We start from the raw sequence: 20789 nt of genomic DNA, 5'->3' as shown, positions 1-20789 counted from the left end.
TTAACGCCGAATGATTCAAACGTGATTTCAGTAAGTGATTCACGATGAGTGTAGATTTTGCTGAAAAAATTAAATGATAAATTAAATGATAAATTTAAATATCGATTAAAGTTATCAATAAGCCGCTCACATATGATTGAGCATTAAGGTAATCAGATTTTCTTTGGGCAACGGTTCGGCAAATAAATAACCTTGGCCAAATTTACAATTTAATGCTTTTGCCAACTGCTTTTGTTGTTCCGTTTCGATCCCTTCAACCACCACATCAATCCCCAGATTGGTGGCCATAAAGACAATCGATTCGATCAGCGTTACATTACTACTGTTGTCTGATGTTGATTGAATAAACGATTTATCCAGTTTGATTAAATCAAATGGAAACTGGTGCAGGTAGCTCAGTGATGAGTAACCCGTACCAAAATCATCTAAAATAATTTTCATACCGATAGCTTTGAGTTCTTGCACAAAGTGAGTTGCTGCCTTAAAGTCTTCGATTAAAATGCTCTCGGTAATTTCGGCATTTAACCGATTTGGATTGACATCGTATTTTATAATTTGTTTGCGAATATATTCATCCAGCGAACGGGATAAAATCTGCATTGCTGAAACATTAATATTAATGTACAGATCGGTTAGTTCCGGATAAGCCGAAAAGACTTTTAATGTTGTACAAGCCATATCGACCACAGACTCTCCAATATCTTGAATTAATCCGGTTTCTTCGGCTATTGGAATAAATTCTGCTGGGCTGATATAACCTTTTTGTGGGTGTCGCCAGCGCAGCAGTGCTTCAGTGCCAACCACTTGGTTGGCGTGAATATCGAAGATGGGCTGATAATATAAAGTAATCTGATTCGTTCCAATGGCTGCTCGCAAATCTTGTTCTAGCTGGAGTCGCTGCGAGACGATTTTTTTGATATTTGCATCAAACAAGCAAAAACGATTTTTACCATTGTTTTTGGCTTGATACATTGCCGAGTCCGCATCACCAATGACTTGTACCGCATCATCCACACCTACTTTTGCTAAGCGTACACCAATACTGGCACTGGTAATCAATGAGTGTTGCTCTACCAGCACTGGTTTGCGTAATTGAAATAACACCCTTTCTGCTAATCTAACGGCGATACTTTCATTGTCAACTTGAAACATTAAAATACAAAACTCATCGCCACCCAGTCTTACAACGATATCTTCATTGCGCATACACGAGAGTAATCGTTTAGAGACTTCGATTAAAAATAAATCACCAATATGGTGGCCTAAGCTGTCATTAATAATTTTAAATCGATCCAAATCTAAAAACAGTAAGGCAATATCACAACCACGATTGGATTTGCTGCCATTGAGTACCAGTTTCAACTGTTCTGCCAGAAATTTACGATTAGGTAATTTTGTGAGTGAGTCGTGAAGTGATTCATGCTCTAGCTGTTTTTCAATTTTGCGTCGTTTGATAATCGTTTTTTCTAAAACGGAGGTTCTTTCTTTGACTCGATGCTCGAGATATTCATGCGCTTGTTTGAGTGCATCGGCATCTTCTTTGCGTAAAATTGCGGTTGAAATTTGACTGGCTATGGTTTTTAATATCGACAAATCTCGCTCATAGTGAATATGATTAATATCGTAACTTTGAATGACAAATACGCCGAAGGTTTTGTCTTTATCTTTTAAGGGAACACCGAGCCAGGAAATTGCCTTGGTACCCACGGTTTTTCGCGCCAGCTCTGCTTTATTATTGATTAAAATGGGATTACCTGTTGCTAAAACCTTCATGGTTAAAAAAGGGTATTCATGAAATTGCTCTGGATCAAGCTTATAAGATTCTGGAGCGGTATCAAACTCATCAACAAAATAAGGAAAGTCTAATTGCTTTCGATCGTCAGACAGAATGGCAATAATTGCATTTTTGGCATACATCAGTTCAGAAATAACCTGGTGAACGCCTTCAAACAGACTGTTTAAGTTAGAAGACGTACTGACTAAATCGGTAATTTCATACAGCGCTTTTTGAACCTTTTCACTGTTACGTCTTTCTTGAACTTCCTTGGCTAATTGGCGGTTAATCTGCTTGAGCTCTTCAGTACGTTCTGACACTCGTGCTTCAAGTTCCTGATTAATCACTTTTAACTGCCGATGTGCCTGCTTTAAAGCTGCTGAATCTTGCTTGCGTCTAAGACTGGTTGCGATATGTTGTGACACATAAATTAGCAGATTTTCATCGCGACTGCTATATTTAAAGTCTTTTTCATAGCTTTGTACCACTAACGCACCGATCACCTCTTTTTTCTGTATTAATGGTACGCCTATCCAGTCTTCGGGTAATTTGCCATGAAAGGCAAACTGAGCAAATTGTTGTTGGTGGATGTGTTGTATTTTGCCCGAGTTGATGACCGCCATGGTTGGACTACCACGATAGTCTTCAAATGAATAAATTTTCTGGGGGGTAACACTGCCTGTTGGGTCATCTTCATCGACAAAATAAGGAAAGGTCAATGTCTGAGTGGGTTGATTAGTTAATGCAATAAAGAAGTTTTTCGCTTCAGTTAAATCTCTAACGATAAGGTGTAACTGGTGGAAGTAGGTGTCAAGATCTTCAGATGAGTTGGTAATATCAACAATTTTGTATAGCGCATCCTGTAATTTTTTGGTCTCGGCATATTGTTTTGCCTGTGCCACTAAACGTGTGTTTTGGGCACGTAACAGCTTGATTTCATTGGTAAGCTCAGTTAGCTTTTTATCAAAATCGTTATTCAAACAGATGGATTTTATTGGAGTTACTAATTACTAAAGTATATACCCATATCTGGATTTTGTTTGGCAATTCTTCGCAAAATTAGCAAAAAAATCAATAAAATTAAAAACATAGCCTAAACAATATGATAGTGTTATGAGTTTGGGTGTCGTCTGAGTAAGCGGTAGCTTGCAAGGATTTTAGCGTCTCAAATGCGCTTAATAATATTTTTGTGATGTTGGTCAATAAATTTATTAATAGTTGAGTAAATTATATACCTAAAAGTTTGTTCAAATAGAGTCGGGAATTAGGTAACAATGTTAAACCTCGTTCTTTCACAAAGCTTTTAAATAGAAAACCCTTAAATAGAGGATAAAGTCGTGTCTCAAATCACCGGTATCGTGCAAGATCCGCAATTCTTGCGCTCTCAAGTTGTTGCTCAACAGTCGTCTCGAGCAATCACAGTACATCCATCTACAATGTCATCACACCATTTTATTTCTGTATTTTTTGCCAGCCTGTCTTATTACTTTTCTTATTTTTCCTTTCGATATCGTCATTTTTTCTGATTGTGCATTAAAAATTGTGCATTGGCACTTTGCTGAATTTCGATTGATTTAAACCTGATTAATTTGTACTGCATTGTATGTTGAGTTGATGACTCACATGAGATTATCAGATGAGTTTTACTACCAACGTAACCGTTTGTTATCGGATTAACTTTGTTAGTACAAGCAAACACAAAATGTTAAAGAGTATTTACCATGTTAAATAAAAAAATAGCTGACAATGAACATTTAAAACGAGTCGTTAATGTTAATATCAATGCTGAAAAAGTCATTATAACCCCAGATGAAATCAAACAGCGATTACCGGTGAGTGAACAAGCGGTTGATTTTATCGCCCAATCCCGCGCAACGATTGCCGATATAGTTACCGGAAAAGATCCACGTAAACTGGCTATCGTTGGACCTTGCTCTATACATGATATTGATGCCGCAAAGGCGTTTGCACTTGGCTTACGCCAATTAAGTGAAACGTTAAATGATGAATTGTTTATTGTAATGCGGGTCTATTTTGAGAAACCGCGTACTACCGTTGGTTGGAAAGGACTGATTAATGATCCTTATTTGAATAATAGCTTTGAAGTTGAAGACGGATTACTTTTAGCACGTGAATTATTGATTTGGATGGCTGAAATGGAAATTCCTGTTGCAACTGAAGTGCTCGATCCCATTTCACCGCAATACCTATCTGAATTGATTAGTTGGGCGGCCATAGGCGCGCGTACCAGTGAGTCGCAAACTCATCGAGAAATGGCCAGTGGTTTATCGATGCCGGTTGGCTTTAAAAATGGTACCGATGGATCTGCATCGGCAGCAATTAATGCAATGAAAGCCGCTGCTAGTGGTCACAGTTTTTTAGGAATTAATCAGTTGGGACAAGTCACACTAATGGAAACCAAAGGCAATCCACATGGACACGTTATTTTAAGGGGAGGCACTACACCAAATTATCAAGCTGCTGATGTCGCCCAATATGAGAAGAAACTCAATGCTGCGGGATTAAATCCGTATATGGTGGTGGATTGTAGTCATGGTAATTCAAATAAAGATCATATGCGCCAACCTCTAGTGTTAGCCGATATTGTTCAGCAGATTGTTGCGGGTAACGAATCAATTGTTGGTTTTATGCTGGAAAGTCATCTTCATGCCGGAAACCAACCGGTTCCTGATGATTTGCAAACATTAAAGTATGGCGTTTCTATTACCGATGCTTGTATTGATTGGCCTACAACTGAACAATGTTTAGTTGAAGCCGCAAATCAGTTGCGCGAGCGAGATAAAGTACTGTCTTCAATTCGTAATGGTGTTACCTTTTAGTCCGTTTATTAGTCTTGTCGTTTAAACAAGATGAGTCTATGCTTGGCAGAGTTACCGAAAGGTAACTTTGTTTACTCATACTACCAATAAAATCAGTTTCATTGGTGACGCACAAGTGTTTAATTTGAAAAGGTAGAATCGTGAAGGTTTTTGCTCATCGTGGTGCCAGTGGACATGCACCTGAAAATACATTATTAGCTATTGAAATGGCTATTAATATGCAAGTCGATGCGATAGAAATTGATGTGCACAAAGTCGAACAAGAACTGGTCGTTATTCATAATCGTCATTTACACCACACCACAAATGGTCAAGGTCGTATTGCGGAAAAACAATTTTACGAAATACGAACACTTGATGCGGGTGGCGGACAGCAGATTCCGACTTTATGGGAAGTCTTGGCATTGGTTAATGGGCAATGTGGTTTAAATATCGAATTGAAAACGGAAAATATTGTTGAGTCGGTATTCAGGCAACTCCAAAAAGCTGTCAGTGAATTAAATTTTCAGCGTGAACAATTTCTTATATCTTCCTTCAATCATCATTTATTAAATGAATTTAAATTAAAGCATCCTGATTGGCAAATTGGCGCATTAACTGCGAGCTTGCCGCTTGAATATGCCATGTTTGCAGAAAAACTATCGGCATACAGTGTGCATATTGATGTGGATTTTGTTAATCAGACATTTGTTGATGATGCCCATGCAAGAGGACTAAAAGTTTTTGTTTATACTGTCGATGATGAAGATGATATCGAAGATTTACTGCATATGGGCGTTGATGGGATTTTTAGTAACTTTCCAACTCGTTCAATGATACGTATTGCCCATTTAAAACTAAATGAAAAGCCTGCACAATAGTATGAGCAGGCTGATTAAAATTCAAGCGAGCACTTTGGGGTTTTACTATTTGGATTGATAAAGTTTTTCTAGCAGATCGAGTGTATCTTGCCAGCCTATACAAGCATCTGTGATACTCTGACCAAATACTTCGGCTTTATTATTCACTAGCTTCTGATTGCCTTCTTCAAGAAAACTCTCAACCATCACTCCAAAAATATTTTCTTCGCCCGCGTTGATTTGCTGACAAATATCTTCACAAACCAATAACTGATTTTTAAAGACTTTGTTACTGTTGGCATGACTAAAATCAACCATGACTTTAGTTGGTAACTTGGCATCTGTTAATTTTTTAACAACTTGCTGAATATGTTGGCTTGAATAGTTGGGTTCTTTACCACCACGCAAAATAATATGACAGTCTTTGTTGCCAGCAGTTTGCACGATGGCAGAGTGACCATACTTGGTAACCGATAAAAAATGATGTGGTGAACTGGCTGCACCAATTGCATCAATTGCAATTTTTATATTCCCATCAGTGCCATTTTTAAAACCAACTGGGCAAGATAAGCCCGAAGCCAGTTCTCGATGTACCTGTGATTCTGTTGTGCGAGCGCCAATTGCTCCCCAGCTCATTAAATCTGCCAGATACTGTGGGGTAATCATATCTAGGTATTCACCTGCGGTCGGCAAACCCATTTGATTTATTTCTAATAACAGCTTACGAGCGATGCGTAATCCATCATTAATTTTAAAACTGTTATCCAGACATGGATCATTAATTAAGCCTTTCCAGCCTACAGTTGTGCGTGGCTTTTCAAAGTAGACGCGCATAACAATTTCGAGTTTATCTTTGTATTTTTCACGGAGCGGTTTTAAACGACGTGCATATTCAATCGCTGCTTGTGGATCATGAATAGAGCAAGGCCCAATTATGACTAATAATTTATTGCTTTGGCCACTGAGTATTTCTTGAATATTCGTTCGACCCTCTACGACGGTCTGAATGGCATTGTCGTCAATAGGAAATTTTTCCAACAGGGCGATAGGTGGCAGTAATTCTTTGATTTTATCAATACGGACATCATCGGTTTGGTAGTGCATATTCAACTGTCTTTTCCATAGGTTTATTGCTTGGCTTTATTATCACAGATTATTGGTTAAGCCGCACATGAATTTAAACTGAAAAAGACTTTGGAACAATTAGTTATAATAATTTATTTGCAATACCAGCAAATAATGTTGCACTTTCAAGTAAGTGTTTGATGCATTGTTATAGTCATTTGATTTTTGAAAAAAAATCCTGTGCATTCAATGAATAGAAGCAAAAGCCATTATCACTTATCACTTATCACTTATCGCTATCGATATTATTGAGTCAGTTACTCGGTCGAACTATCGGTCAGACCTTCGATTGAATATGTCTTGATACTTTGTTCGATACCTTTCCCCAAACTGAGCTTTTTACTTTGGATTGATGTACTTTAAACGAACTGGCGCAGGTAAACACTTCATGAACATGGAATCGATTTTTATCTGATGGATCTTGCATGACTTCAAAAAATAAATGTCCGTTTTCTTGCTTTTCAAAGCAATATGGTTGGGGAGTTCTTTGAGTACTTGAAAGCGATTTATCTGGAACAATGATGTAACCTTTTGAAATTTCTATTCAGCTAATTAAGTTTTTTGATAATTATCAGGTATGATATTCGAAATCCTAGTAATTAAAATAAAGAAATTTTTTCTGAAAATATTTTTTATTAAGTTTAAAGAAAAAAATTTAATTAATTTTCTTGCTTGCATGAATAAAAGTCTCTTCTTAAAGAAATTGTCTCTCGTTCACGCCAAATAACTTTTTATGGGCGTCTAAGAATATATTGACAGACTGGTTTGAACGCGTTAGATTTTTTTCGGTGATTAAAAAATAATAGATTAAATTTAAATATTAGTATGATTTTTGACAACATACCTTGAGCTCTATAGATTTTATAAAAAGTTAAACGCAATAATATGTAGATTGATTAATCTATTGATTCTTCTCTTAACCTCTGTTTTTTATTTGGCATATAGAACAATAAAAAGGGATTATTATGAATAAAATAATACTGTGCTTTCTAATCATATCGATGTCTGCTTATTCTATAGCTGATGAAAAAAAAGAACTTTCAACAAAAAATGATTATCAAGAGGTGCTATTGGAAGTTAATAAAGTTGGCGCCGAAATCAATAAAAATATTCAAGGAAAAAATATTGTTGAAAAGATCAATTATCTAGAAATGCTTTTAGATAAATATGCTGATAATTCGCTGCTTTTAGATTTCATTAAGCAAAATATTAGTTTTTATTATTCTTTGGCTGGTTTGCATCAAAAGGTTTTAGAAAATGAATATAGAGATTGGGAAGGAAAGTCGCCTCCTGACAAGTTAGTTGGTTACAAAACTAAGGATGCAGTAAACGAAATTCTAAAACATGCCAAAGACCATCGAATTGTTATGGTTAATGAAGCACATCATATCGCGCAGCACCGAGTGCTAACTTATCGATTACTCCCTAAGCTTTGGGAGCAGGGGTATCGTTACTTTGCCGCAGAAGCTTTTGGCAAATCGGCGGCAATGGAACTTGAGAAAGGTTATGTTAGTCATGAGGTGGGTTATTATACTGTTGAATCTCTCTATGCCAACCTCGTACTTAAAGCAAAAGAAATTGGCTTTGAAATAATTTCATATGACATGCATAAGCCAAGTAAACTTAACACAACCGATGAGCGAGAAACCGATTCGGCACTAATCATCAAAGAAAAAGTTTTTGATAAAGATCCAAAAGCTAAAATTATTATCCATGTTGGATTTGCTCATATTAATGAAGAGACGTGGTTAGCAAGTAAGCTTAAAGAAATGACTGGTTTGGAAACGTTTACCATTGACCAAACAACACGAACTGAAAAAATCAACGTTAAATATGAACATTCAAGCTATACAAAAGCGGTAGAAGATACAAAATTAAAGTATCCTTTTGTTTTTGTAAAAGATGATAAAATTTGGAGTTCAGGTGAAAATAAATCGGATATTACTGCTTTTTGGCCAAGAACAATCTATGTAGATGGAAGACCCGAGTGGGCTTCTTTAGGAAGAAAAAAATATAATATAAGTTCAAAGGACTGTGAAAATTCATACCCTTGTATTATCGAAGTTTTTAAATTTAAACATAAAGATGAAGTTCCATTAGATAAAATAGTCATTTTATCTCCTCAAGATAATAAGGCCGTATTTTTATCACCTGGGAAAAACACACTAGTAATAACAAATGCAAATAATAAACAAGTTGAAAAAGTTGTTATGCATAATGAAAGTTAGCTAAAGGATTGAGTTGGTATTGCTATTATTTAAAATGCACCGGGATGGTGCATTTTTTCTTTGTGGCTTATAGTTAGTTGACATTAAAAAAATATGAAAAATGGGTGTCCTGATCTAGTTTCAATTATTTTCATGATAAAGATAATTTACTGACTTATTTTAAATCCAAATAAATAGTAGGTTTGTTAGCTTGTTCATTGAATCAGTAAAGTTGTTTAAAGCTTAATCTTGTCAATTCAGAGGAATAAAGTGAATGTTTATAAAGATTGAGTTAAAGTCTAAAAAAAGATTGCTAAAAATTATTAGAGATAATAAAATCTCGCGAAATTAACAAGGCAACTTAATGTATCTACGGAACTGGGAAGGACTTTTACAATGCAATTACCTAAATTGGTAATTGATATTTATGGAAAACAAGGGAAATAAGCCTATTCATCGATAATCTCCTCTACGTCAAGGATTGATGAACTTTTTCCTATTCTAGTCGAATTTTCTTAATCAAAAAAATTGAATTAGATTTGAGAGCTGCTCTCAATTAATACTTTTCCTAGTATTTGAAATTTTTAAGTCTCAATAGCGATTATATTAAGTTACTAAGCTATTTAAATAAATTAATGGATAAAAAGATGAAATATTTACTTGGTATTTTTCTGATTGCTTACACTTTTCTGTTTGATGTAAAAGCAGATACGCCACCAGTTACTTATAATAGTAACCACCAAGTTTCTGAGAATATTTCATCTTCAATTAGAGTTAATGCTGAGGATGTTGATGGAGACTATATGACCTTCCATCTTGTCGTCAGTCCTGAAAATGGTGAATTGTCTGGGTGGGGGCCAACATATACTTATACACCAAATAATGGGTTTATTGGTACTGATACTTTCGAGTTTGTTGTCAGTGCGTCAAATGTCTTTTCAAATCGAGCTTTGGTAACAATTACCGTGGGGGAAGGAACAACACCAAATGTTGCACCTGTAATTCAAAGCGCTCCATTGATTGAAATTAATGAAAGACAAATCTATGAATATCAACTATCCGTTACCGATGAAAATATTAATGATGAATTAACTTTTCAATTAACCCAAATGCCGACTGGTATGCTACTTGATGAACTGATTGGGAAGATAAGTTGGACCCCAGATAATAGTCAAGTTGGTGAACATCTTGTGACAATTGTTGTGAGCGACAATCATGGTGCTTCTGACACACAGTCTTATACATTAACCGTTAATGATATTGATGATGCCCCCCAAATAACTAGTCAACCACTAACTGAAATTAATGAAGACTCAATATATAGTTACCAAGTTATAGCTATAGATTTAGATTTACAAGATGTACTAACATTTGAACTTACTCAAGCACCTTCATTGATGACGATTGATAGTGCGACGGGAAACATTGATTGGATACCGACCCAGTCAAATATTGGGGTGAATAATGTTTCCGTTCGAGTTGTTGATTTGCAAGGCTTAAGCGACGTACAAAATTTTATTATCAATGTAAATAATGTAAATGACGCACCTAATATTAGCAGTTCTCCCGTTGTTAATGCAGTGGAAATGCAACAATATGAGTATCAATTAAATGTCTTAGATTCAGATGAAAATGAAACCTTTAGTTTTCAGCTAACTCAGTTTCCACAAGGTATGAGTATTGATTCTCAGACAGGTTTAATTCAATGGCTACCTAGTTTTGAACAATCTGGTACGCATTCTGTTTTGGTAACTGTCTCTGATTCTGGAAATTTAACGGATAGTCAAAGTTTTGAAATTGAAGTGACTAATACCAACCAGTCTCCAGTTATATCATCGTCTCCAGTAATGATAGGACAAGAGTTAATTAATTATTCATATCAAGTAGAAGCAACTGATGCTGATAGTGACCCGATCAGTTTCGCGATCAATGTATCACCACCGAACAATACAATTAACATCAATAATAGCGGCTTGGTTTCTTGGACTCCGGCAATTGGTGAGGCTGGTGATTATCAAGTCAGTATTGTGGTGTCTGATACCAATAATGAATCTGCTACACAAAACTATAGTTTATCTATTTCAAGTCAATCTTCTGATGATGATAACGATGGCGTAGTTAATATCGAAGATTTGTGTCCCGATACGCCTATTGGTGTTGATGTGGACAGTAATGGTTGTCCATTAGCACTTGAGGAAATTATTATTGACAATGGTGATGCTCAAACGAGTTTTGTCGGTAGTTGGAGTAATTCAACTGCAACCAAATATTATGAGTCAGTGTCATTATACGCGACTTCTGGCGGACAAATTGATCGGTATCGTTATACGCCAACTTTAAAGCAAAGCTTTTATCAAGTTTATATTTGGGGAGCATGTCATGATAATCGAGCAAAAAATACGCCGCACACTGTCTATCACGCCAATGGTCAAAGTTTATTTGAAATTGATCAAACCTGCGTATCGGGTATTTATGGAAAATGGTACTTATTGGGCGCTTTTGAGTTTGATGCAGGTACAAGTGGATACCTTGAAATAACCGATGAAGTAACTGGAAGTGTCTATGTTGGGGCTGATGCAGTTCGCTTCGTTCAAATTAATGATCCCCGTAGTGATGATGATAATGATGGTGTGACTAATGACAAAGATTATTGCACAAATACTCCCCAAGGAATTCTTGTAGATGATACCGGTTGTGAGTTTCCAAATGAAATTATTATCGATAATGGCGATCCTGAAACAAGTTATACTGGAACATGGAGTGTATCTGGTGCAAGTAATTTTTATGGTGTCGACTCACTTTATGCACAAGTAATCAGCAATAATATTAATCGCTATCGCTATACACCTAATTTACGACAAGGCCAATACGATGTTTCTATTTGGACCGCATGTCTTGATAACCGATCGACTCAAACCCCTTATGCTATTCAACATGCTAATGGAAATGACAGTTTTACAATTGATCAAACCTGTACTAGTGGAACTTCGGGAGAATGGATCCTTTTAGGTCGTTTTGATTTTAATGCTGGAGAAAGCGGATTTGTTGAAATATCGGATGAAGGACTTTCTAATGGTTATGTCGGTGCTGATGCGGTTAGATTTAATTTTGTTATTCAGGGTAATAGTGCGCCCAATATAACAACACAAACATTAGATATTGCTTTTGCTAACACGTCATATCAATTCCAAATTTCAGCTAGTGATCCTGATGCAGATGATTCGTTATCTTTTAGTTTAATCAATAGCCCGACAACAATGTCAATCGATGTTACTACTGGAATAATAAATTGGCAGCCAACACAAGCTGATATTGGTAGTCATCCAGTTGAGGTTTTAGTTACTGATAATGAAGGATTATCTAATGCTAAAACATTCAATCTAATTGTTAATCAAACGAATCTGCCGCCAACAATAAATATCATATCTAATACACAAATTAACGAAAATGAGGTATTCCAGTATTCTGTTGTCGCAACGGATCCAAATAACGATGATAGTTTACATTTTACTCTGGATTCAAATATTACCGGTATGTCGATTAATCCCGATAACGGTACAATCTACTGGACACCAACTAGTGCTCAAGTTGGTACAAATTCTGTAATAGTCCGCGTAACTGACTCTGGGGGGTTAAGTGATACGACAAGTTTTGAAATATTAGTCGTTGATGTTAATCAAAGCCCCGTAATAACCTCTTCAGCAGTAATTCAAGCTCAAGAATTAGTTGTATATCAATATCAAGTTTTAGCCAATGACCCAGATAATGATAGTTTTACATTCAGCCTTGATGTAGTCCCTGAAATTCCTGGGTTAGACATTGATGCAAACGGATTAATTGAGTGGACTCCACAAGTTGGTGATGCCGGTGTATATGTTGTAAAAATATCTGTTATTGACTTAGGGGATGCTCGAGATAGCCAGGAATTTACTTTAACTGTTGATCCAAGCTCCAATGATGATGATGGAGATGGTGTCATTAATATTGAAGATAATTGTCCCGATACTCCTCTCGGAAGTAATGTTGATGGGAATGGTTGCCCTATTAACGAAAATGCAGTTATTTTAGATAATGGTAGTCTAGGTACAAGTAGTATTGGATATTGGAATAACTCAACAGCAAGTAACCAATATCAAACAAATTCTTTATATGCAAACGCAGGTAATCAACTTGATCGTTATCGATTTGCGCCTACCTTAGAGCAAGGTTTTTACCAAGTGTTCATATGGAATGCTTGTCATGATAACCGCGCAACTAATACGCCTCACTTAATTCAACATGCTAATGGACAGAGCTTGTTTGAAGTAGATCAGACCTGCGCTACTGGAATATATGGGCAATGGCAACCGTTAGGTACCTTTTATTTTATTGCTGGTAGTGGTGGTTATCTAGAAATAAGTGATATAGGTTTAACTGAAGGGTATATTGGCGCTGATGCGGTCAAGTTTGCACTCGCAGGTTCCCCAGATAGTGATGATGATAATGATGGCGTTATTAACTCAATTGATCGCTGTACAAATACGCCCGAAAATGAAGTTGTTAGCGAACATGGTTGTTCTGCTAGTCAACTTGATAACGACACAGATGGTGATGGCGTAAAAGATACCTTTGACTATTGTCCAAGTACTCCACTCGGAACAACCGTTTACTCAGCGTTTGATGATCGTGGATATTCTGGCTGCGCGGTTAATAATGATTGGGATACAGATGGTATATCAAATTTCAATGATGATTGTCCTAATACTGATATAGGTGTTTCCGTAGATGAAAATGGATGTGCTCCATATCAGTTGGATGACGATAATGACGGCGTTTCGAATGTGGATGATTTGTGTCCTGGTACGTACAGCAATCAGACGGTCAATGCTAACGGATGTTCTCAATCACAATTAGATGATGATAATGATGGAGTAGCTAATGGAAACGATAGTTGCCCCGATACGCCATCTAGTGAACAAGTGAATAGTAACGGATGTGCTGCCTCTCAGCTTGATGGCGATAATGATGGAGTAAGTAATAATTTGGATTTATGTCCAAATACGCCAAGCGGCGAGAGCGTGAATAGTGATGGGTGTGCTCAGTCGCAATTTGATGATGATAGTGATGGTATACAAAATGGAACCGATCAATGTCCGAATACTCCTGTAGGAGAAAATGTTAATAGTGATGGATGTGCTGAGTCTCAACTGGATAATGATAGTGACGGTATCTTTAATAACTTAGATTTGTGTCACTATACCGCTCCCAATGTGGTAGTTGATACAAAGGGCTGTTCGGAAGAGCAAAATAACGTGTTATTAAGGTTTAAGAGTTCCACTATACCTAAAACTGGTTCTGATAAAATATATCACCATTATGACGATAGCTTTTTGACTTGGGGAAGAGAAAGACGTTATACCAGAGATAATACAACCGAAATTGTTACTGATAATATTACAGACCTGAAGTGGCAAGATTCTTTGGATAATCAAACCTTATTATTAAACTGGACAGATGCTTTCTCTTATTGTGAGTCATTAAATCTTCTAGGTGTGTCTGGATGGCGACTACCCACTAATTTAGAACTGTCCTATTTGATAAATTTTTCAAGTACACTAAAAAATGGCGATGCAAAAATTTCTTCTGTATTTATAAATGCTATTGCAGATGATTATTGGACCTCAGACACAGATAATATTTCTGGTAAAGATTATGGTTTGTTTCTCGACTTTAATACAGGAATCATGCATCAATCAGTTGCTAGCTTTAATAAAGCGGTAAGGTGTGTCAATGGGAGTGAGAAATATAATGTTAACTTTTCTAAAGACCTGGGATATTTATCTGAAATTAATGTTGTTGTTGATACCAATAATCGCTTAATGTGGCAGGATAATGCTGAAGTTACTTCAAATACTTATACTTATGAAGGGGCGATTTCATATTGTGAAAATCTTGAGTTAGATAATTCTAAAGATTGGAGAATTCCTAATATTAATGAGTTGCTTTCTCTTTTTAATAAAATAATTTCCCGTCATCCTTATACAGCATTTGATTATGTGCCGGGATCAAATCAAAACCTATGGACCTCAACCACTGATCAAAATGATAATTCAAGAGTTCATTCTTTGCGGATGAATTCAGGGAGTGGTAAGCATGAAACTATTCGTAAAAGTAGCTTGAGTGGAACTGACAAAAATCATGTTAGATGCGTTAGAGATTATAGTGCGCCAATTCCATTTGTAGGTGAAGATCGCACTGTATCTGTTGGTTCTACTGTAGTATTGGATGCCAGTGGAAGTGTTGATCCAGATGGAGAAATAGTGACTTATCGCTGGTTTAGAATTAGCGGTTTGCAGAAGCAGTTTCTTAGTGCGACTCAGGTTTATACAACGAGTTCATTAGGTATAGGAGAACATACTATTGAACTTCATATCACGGATAATAATGGGTTATATTCGACAGATACAATAATTATTAATGTCGTCGCTCAAGCTAATGTTGCCCCTGTCGCTACTGATAAAGTAGTTAATGTCAATGAAGATGAATATGTTGATTTTACGCTGGATGCAACAGATTCGGATAATGATACTTTAACTTATGAAATAGTAACTGGGCCTATGAATGGACAGGCGGTTATAGTAGGGGATAATCAGGTAAACTATGTACCAAACTTTGATTATTTTGGAGAAGATACTCTCACTTATAAAGCTAGTGATGGTATTTTAGATTCAAATATTGCAACAATAACGATTAAAATTCTTCCCATTAATGCAAGTTCACCGGTTGCTAATGCTGGTGTCGATCACTTTATTACCTTAGGTGAAAGTGTCTTTCTTGATGCTAGTGATAGTTATGATGATGAACCTATTACTGCGTATGAGTGGAAAGAAGGTAGTACATTATTAAGTAATAGTGCCAGTTTTACCCGAGATGATTTTTCAGTTGGAAAGCATATTATCACTTTAGTCGTAACTGATTCAAAAGGATTAACTGCCAGTGACGAAGTTATTGTCTATGTTCACTATTCTTTTGAACAATGTATAGCACAAGATATTGAAGATGATAGCCAGTTTGTTGATCGCTATCCTGCTGAAAATATTCAATGGACTGGTGTTAATGCAATGGATATTAGCGAAATAGAAAAAGCATTTAATTATGCAAGGCAAATAGATACTACCGTATCAAAGTATTTAAAAATGCCTAGTCAAACTGAATGGGATTCTTTGACATTGAATCAGAAAGGACTCTTTTTAATTAATAGTGAAAGAGAGGCTAGAGGAATTAAACCTCTTGAAGGCGTTGCCCCAGAAATAATTAATGTTGCTCAGTCATTTGCTGATTACTTATTAACAAATAATGAAGTAATTAATCATGTTAGAAGCAGTGATGGTGCGAGCCTTATTGATAGGATGGAAGAAAATGAAAAAATTAAAAATAATCGAGATGGAAGTCAGATGGGGGAAAGTCTTTTTTCACTATATGATGATTCGATTATATCTAATACACATGAAACATTAGTTAAAGCTATTTTTGTTTGGATCTATGCGGATAAATATCCTTTAAGTGGCCCTAGTTGGGGTCATAGAAGTCATATGTTATTAACTAACTATAATGAAAATAGTGGTTCGAGCCTATTTAAGGAAGGTCTCATTGGATTTGGTGTGGCAAAAGGTAACTATGATCCACAAAATACTAATCCTGGACAACAAGGAGCAGTTGTAGTTGTCAATACATTCGATCCTTCTTCAACCTGGGACTATGGTACAACTCAATCGATTAATACCGACAATGCTCATCAATGCAGCGGTATTGTTTTAGATATCGATCAAGATACTGCGCCAATTAGTGAATTAAGTTCAATTTCAATTAGTCCCAGTCGCCTAACTTTAAATCCTGGTGATAATCAACCAATTGAGGTTATCGGAAATTATAGTGATGGCAGTACACAAGACCTTACTGCCTATGCAAGCTTTACCGCCGATAGTCAATCAGTAGTATCTGTAAGTTCTGGTGTATTAACGGCACTAAATATTGGACAAGCAAGTTTATACACAACGATTAATGGCATCATGTCTAATCGCATATTGGTTTATGTCGATGAAGCGACTGATATTTCTAATTTATCAAATACATTTGCGCAAGATTATTTAAATTATATTCCTGAAAATGCGACAATCAACCAATATGATCCTAAAGTATTTACCTTATTCACAGGTTCTGTCCGAGATAAAAATGGTTTAGCGTTGTCTGGCGTTAATATCCGTTTTCATCAACACCCAGAATATGGCAGTGTTACCACCGATAGTGAAGGGCGTTTCATAATTGCGGGAGAAGCAGGCGAAAGAACACTAGTTTATTCTAAAGGAAATTATTTAACTGTACACCGCAAGAAAAACAGTGCAAGTAACACTTGGAATGTTCTGGATGATGTAGTGCTGTTGCAAGCTGACAATAAAGTCACGCCGATTGATTTATCATCAGGACAAACTCAAGTGCATACCTCCACCGTTGTCACTGACGCTTTTGGTACTCGCTCTACGACATTAGTTTTTGATGGCATTTCATCTGCAACCATTGAATCAGCTGATGGTTCAACCAGAAACCTAACGGAGTTTTTTGTCCGCGCAACAGAATATGAATTGCCAGAATCAATGCCCGGTGACTTACCGCTTGAATCAGCATTTACTTATTGTTCCGAATTAGAAATTCCCGGAGTGGGAGATGATGAAACCGTCACCTTTAATAATCCCGTCGTTATGTACGTTGAAAACTTTTTAGGCTTCACTGTGGGTGAAATTGTTCCTGTCGGTTATTACGATCGTAAACTAGCCGATTGGGTCGCGTCAGATAATGGCGTTGTGGTTAAATTACTCGATGATAACTCAGATGGACAAGTCGATGGTGTTGACTATAACGGAGATGATATCGCCGACGATATCGATGGTGATGGCGATACTTTAGATGAAGTTAAAGGTATTTCTGAATTTTCTCCTGGTGCAACTTATTGGAGAGCCTCATTTAATCACTTTACACCGTTTGATAAAAACTGGCCATATGGCCCACCTATTGATGCGATTAGACCTTACGATCCGAATGTTGATGGAGACAAAGAAAATAAAGATTGTGATAAATGTCAAACTGGTTCCTATGTCACCGTAAAACAGCGCTCACTCCACGAAGATATTGAGGTAACTGGTACTGGTATCGTACTGCATTATTCTAGTCATCGAACCCATGGTTATCACCATCAAATTAGTGCTAAATTGAGTGGTGATACTTTACCTGCATCAGTCGAAGGTATAACAGCCATACTCGAGGTGGGTGGACATCGCTTCGTTAAAGATTATCCAGCGTTAACTAATAAAGATGTTGAGTTTATCTGGGATGGTCGCGATCCTAATGGTAATTTGCTAACTGGTCCGATAGATGCTCAAATTAGTATTGGTTATCGATATCGCTTAGAATATTTTAGTGCTGGTAATCTTGCTACTTCAGGTCAAAGCCTTGATGAATTTGATACTGCTTGGGCTAAAGTGGGTAATGATACAACGGCTGTTCGTGGTAGACAGGACTTTATTAGCTGGAATCGACAATGGGTTACTTTAACGCCGCCGCTTGACAGTCATATAGCCAATGGTTGGTCTTTCTCGAATCATCATACTCAATCATTTGCTTCAACTTTAAATCGTGGGAAAAAGTTGATCCATAAAGGTGATGGCAGCATTACCGAGGTGTTTGTTCATGCAGATATTTTAAAAACTGGAGTGACTGAAAGTGTATATGCTGGTGATGATGCAAGCTATTTTGATTCAGGTAAAGATTATTCTTATAGCGTTAAAGATGGAATATTAACTGATCATGTAACCGGACTGGAATGGCAATATATTACTTCAGGTTTATCTAGATACAGTCAGAAGTCTGATGCGGTACTATATTGTTCAAATTTAACCTTAGGAGAAGATAATACCGCTAATTCATGGCGTTTACCTACCGAAAAAGAATATTCTTATTCAATTGATAAATCCGGCAACAGACACTTTTTTCCTATTTATAATTCCGTTCAGGGAGAAAAGTTCTGGACAAATAAAATGATTAACCAAGCTGGTAAGTATCCTGTACTTTGTGTCAGAGGCCCTGAAATTGATGAGCAGTATGTTGAGGGACTCAATGCAATTACGATAGATGAAGTAGTTGTTGATAATCAAGCTGGATTAATGTGGCAAGATGCATTAATCAATAAAACTGAAACACGAACTTGGCAGCAAAGTATTGATTATTGTGAAGCCTTAACACATGCCGGATATGATGATTGGCGACTACCTAACATCAATGAACTTTTATATGCGTTACCTAATACTACTTTTAATCACCAAACTGATTTGAGTGATGCTAATGGTGAACCATGGAATTCGGAGGTTCCATATAGAAAACCTTATTGGAGCTCAACTCCAAGCCATTGGGATACCAGCAGAGCTTGGACAAGTGAAAGTCTGGCATTTACTCATAATGGTTATTCTCAAGACGAACAATATTATGCTAGATGTGTGAGAGAAACTGACACTCGTAATCGGAGTCCCTTTATATTTGATAAAGCTGGAAAGCACATAAGTACGATAGATATTAATTCTGGATTAACTTTAACCACATTCGGATATGATAGTGAAAATCAACTTGTTACTATTGAAGATCGTTTTACCAATCGAATTAATATTGACCGCAGTGTTGAAAATGAAATAACCATTACTTCACCGGATGGTTATGAAACGATATTAACGATTGATGCTAATAATGATTTAACCAATGTGGCTTATGTCGATGGTAGTAATTATACCTTTGAATACACTAATTCATTACTCACTGACAAAACGGATCGTCGCGGTAAATTGTTTAGTCGTCAATTTACCCCAACTGGTCGTGTTGACTTTACCACCGATGAAGAGCAGGGGCGCTGGACTTTTACCACAGAAAAAGATCAAGCCACCNATGATGTGTTAGGTAACTTAATGCAGGTCATCATTCCTGGTGATTCATCTAATACGACTATTGATTATATTATTGATGGCTCTGATAGACGTATTGGTAAAAAAGTAAACGGCACATTAGTGCAAGGCTTTTTATATGCTGACCAACTCAATCTTATCGCGGAGTTAGATAGCAATAATAATGTGGTGAGTCGATTTGTTTACGGTAGCAAAATTAATGTACCGGACTACTTTATTAAAGGCAGTAAAACTTATCGAATTATTTCTAATCATTTAGGCAGTCCATTATTGGTGGTTGATATTGCTAATGGTGACGTAGTTCAACAAATGGATTATGATGAGTTTGGTAATGTCACGTTGGATACTAATCCTGGATTTCAACCGTTTGGTTTTGCCGGTGGTATTTATGATAGAGATACTGGGCTGACTCGGTTTGGGGCTAGGGATTATGATGCGAGTATTGGACGGTGGACCAGTAAGGACCCGATTCGGTTTGCTGGTGGGGATTCAAATATTTATGGGTATGTGTTTAGTGACCCGATAAATTTAATTGATCCAAATGGGTTGTGTATTTCTCGTTTTTGTCCTATGCCACGGTCAACTACTCCGCCATTGGCACCTAATCCTAGTTATGATGCTCAACCATCGTTGCCTCCATTACCGGGGTATCCGATTGGGCCTCATTTACCTATTACCTATGATAATCCTGAGGTAACTTGGCTTGATATTGCGATATATCTTCCTAATTTGATTCCTGAATTATTATGGGATTACGTCATGCAGGAAGAAGGTGATGAATGTGGTAATTTACCGACAGGCTCTTTACCGATAGACCGAACTGAATGGTCAGGAGATCATCAAGATATTAAACATGGAATTGGTGCTGGTGCTGCAGATCATACTAGAATAGACCGAGATGGAAATGTATGGTTGCAAAACCCTGATGGTTCTTGGTCAAATTTTGGTTATGCCGGAGATTACACTGGTTCTGGAAAACCTTCAGGCCGAAGAGGTAAAGATAGAAAGAAAAAGTGGAGATAAAC

At 36.7% G+C, this 20789-nt stretch carries 7 protein-coding genes; 5 read left to right on the top strand and 2 right to left on the bottom strand.

What is annotated here, in order from left to right; translation table 11 throughout:
• Positions 1–126: 126 nt before the first annotated feature.
• Positions 127–2754 carry a bifunctional diguanylate cyclase/phosphodiesterase gene (locus tag ABVT42_RS13960; protein ID WP_353896771.1) on the bottom strand — a complete coding sequence of 876 codons (2628 nt, stop codon included), beginning with the start codon at positions 2752–2754 and terminating at the stop codon, positions 127–129.
• A 357-nt stretch (positions 2755–3111) separates the two neighbouring features.
• Between ABVT42_RS13960 and ABVT42_RS13955 the strand changes: the two genes are divergently transcribed.
• From ABVT42_RS13955 to ABVT42_RS13945, 3 genes are all read left to right on the top strand, one after another.
• Positions 3112–3300, top strand: a complete 189-nt coding sequence (locus ABVT42_RS13955) for a hypothetical protein (RefSeq protein WP_353896770.1) — start codon at positions 3112–3114, stop codon at positions 3298–3300.
• A gap of 195 nt (positions 3301–3495) precedes the next feature.
• Positions 3496–4614, top strand: a complete 1119-nt coding sequence (locus ABVT42_RS13950) for a 3-deoxy-7-phosphoheptulonate synthase (protein ID WP_353896769.1) — start codon at positions 3496–3498, stop codon at positions 4612–4614.
• Positions 4615–4754: 140 nt separating this feature from the next.
• Complete coding sequence (locus ABVT42_RS13945) at positions 4755–5474, top strand: glycerophosphodiester phosphodiesterase (RefSeq protein ID WP_353896768.1); 720 nt, start codon at positions 4755–4757, stop codon at positions 5472–5474.
• Between the two features lie 45 nt (positions 5475–5519).
• Here ABVT42_RS13945 and aroG read toward each other — a convergent pair whose 3' ends face one another.
• Entirely contained in the window at positions 5520–6557 is a 1038-nt protein-coding gene (gene aroG / locus ABVT42_RS13940; protein ID WP_353896767.1) for a 3-deoxy-7-phosphoheptulonate synthase AroG, read from the bottom strand.
• Between the two features lie 986 nt (positions 6558–7543).
• Here aroG and ABVT42_RS13935 point away from each other — a divergent pair.
• Complete coding sequence (locus ABVT42_RS13935) at positions 7544–8806, top strand: hypothetical protein (protein WP_353896766.1); 1263 nt, start codon at positions 7544–7546, stop codon at positions 8804–8806.
• Between the two features lie 614 nt (positions 8807–9420).
• Positions 9421–20787: a golvesin C-terminal-like domain-containing protein gene (locus tag ABVT42_RS13930; RefSeq protein WP_465251082.1), complete on the top strand. Its 11367-nt coding sequence runs from the start codon at positions 9421–9423 to the stop codon at positions 20785–20787.
• The last annotated feature ends 2 nt before the right edge of the window (positions 20788–20789 follow it).

The organism is Aliikangiella maris (assembly GCF_040719265.1).
Taxonomy (GTDB): domain Bacteria; phylum Pseudomonadota; class Gammaproteobacteria; order Enterobacterales; family Kangiellaceae; genus Aliikangiella; species Aliikangiella maris.
Note: the sequence above shows the minus strand (reverse complement) of the source record. Positions and strands in the feature narration are given on the sequence as shown.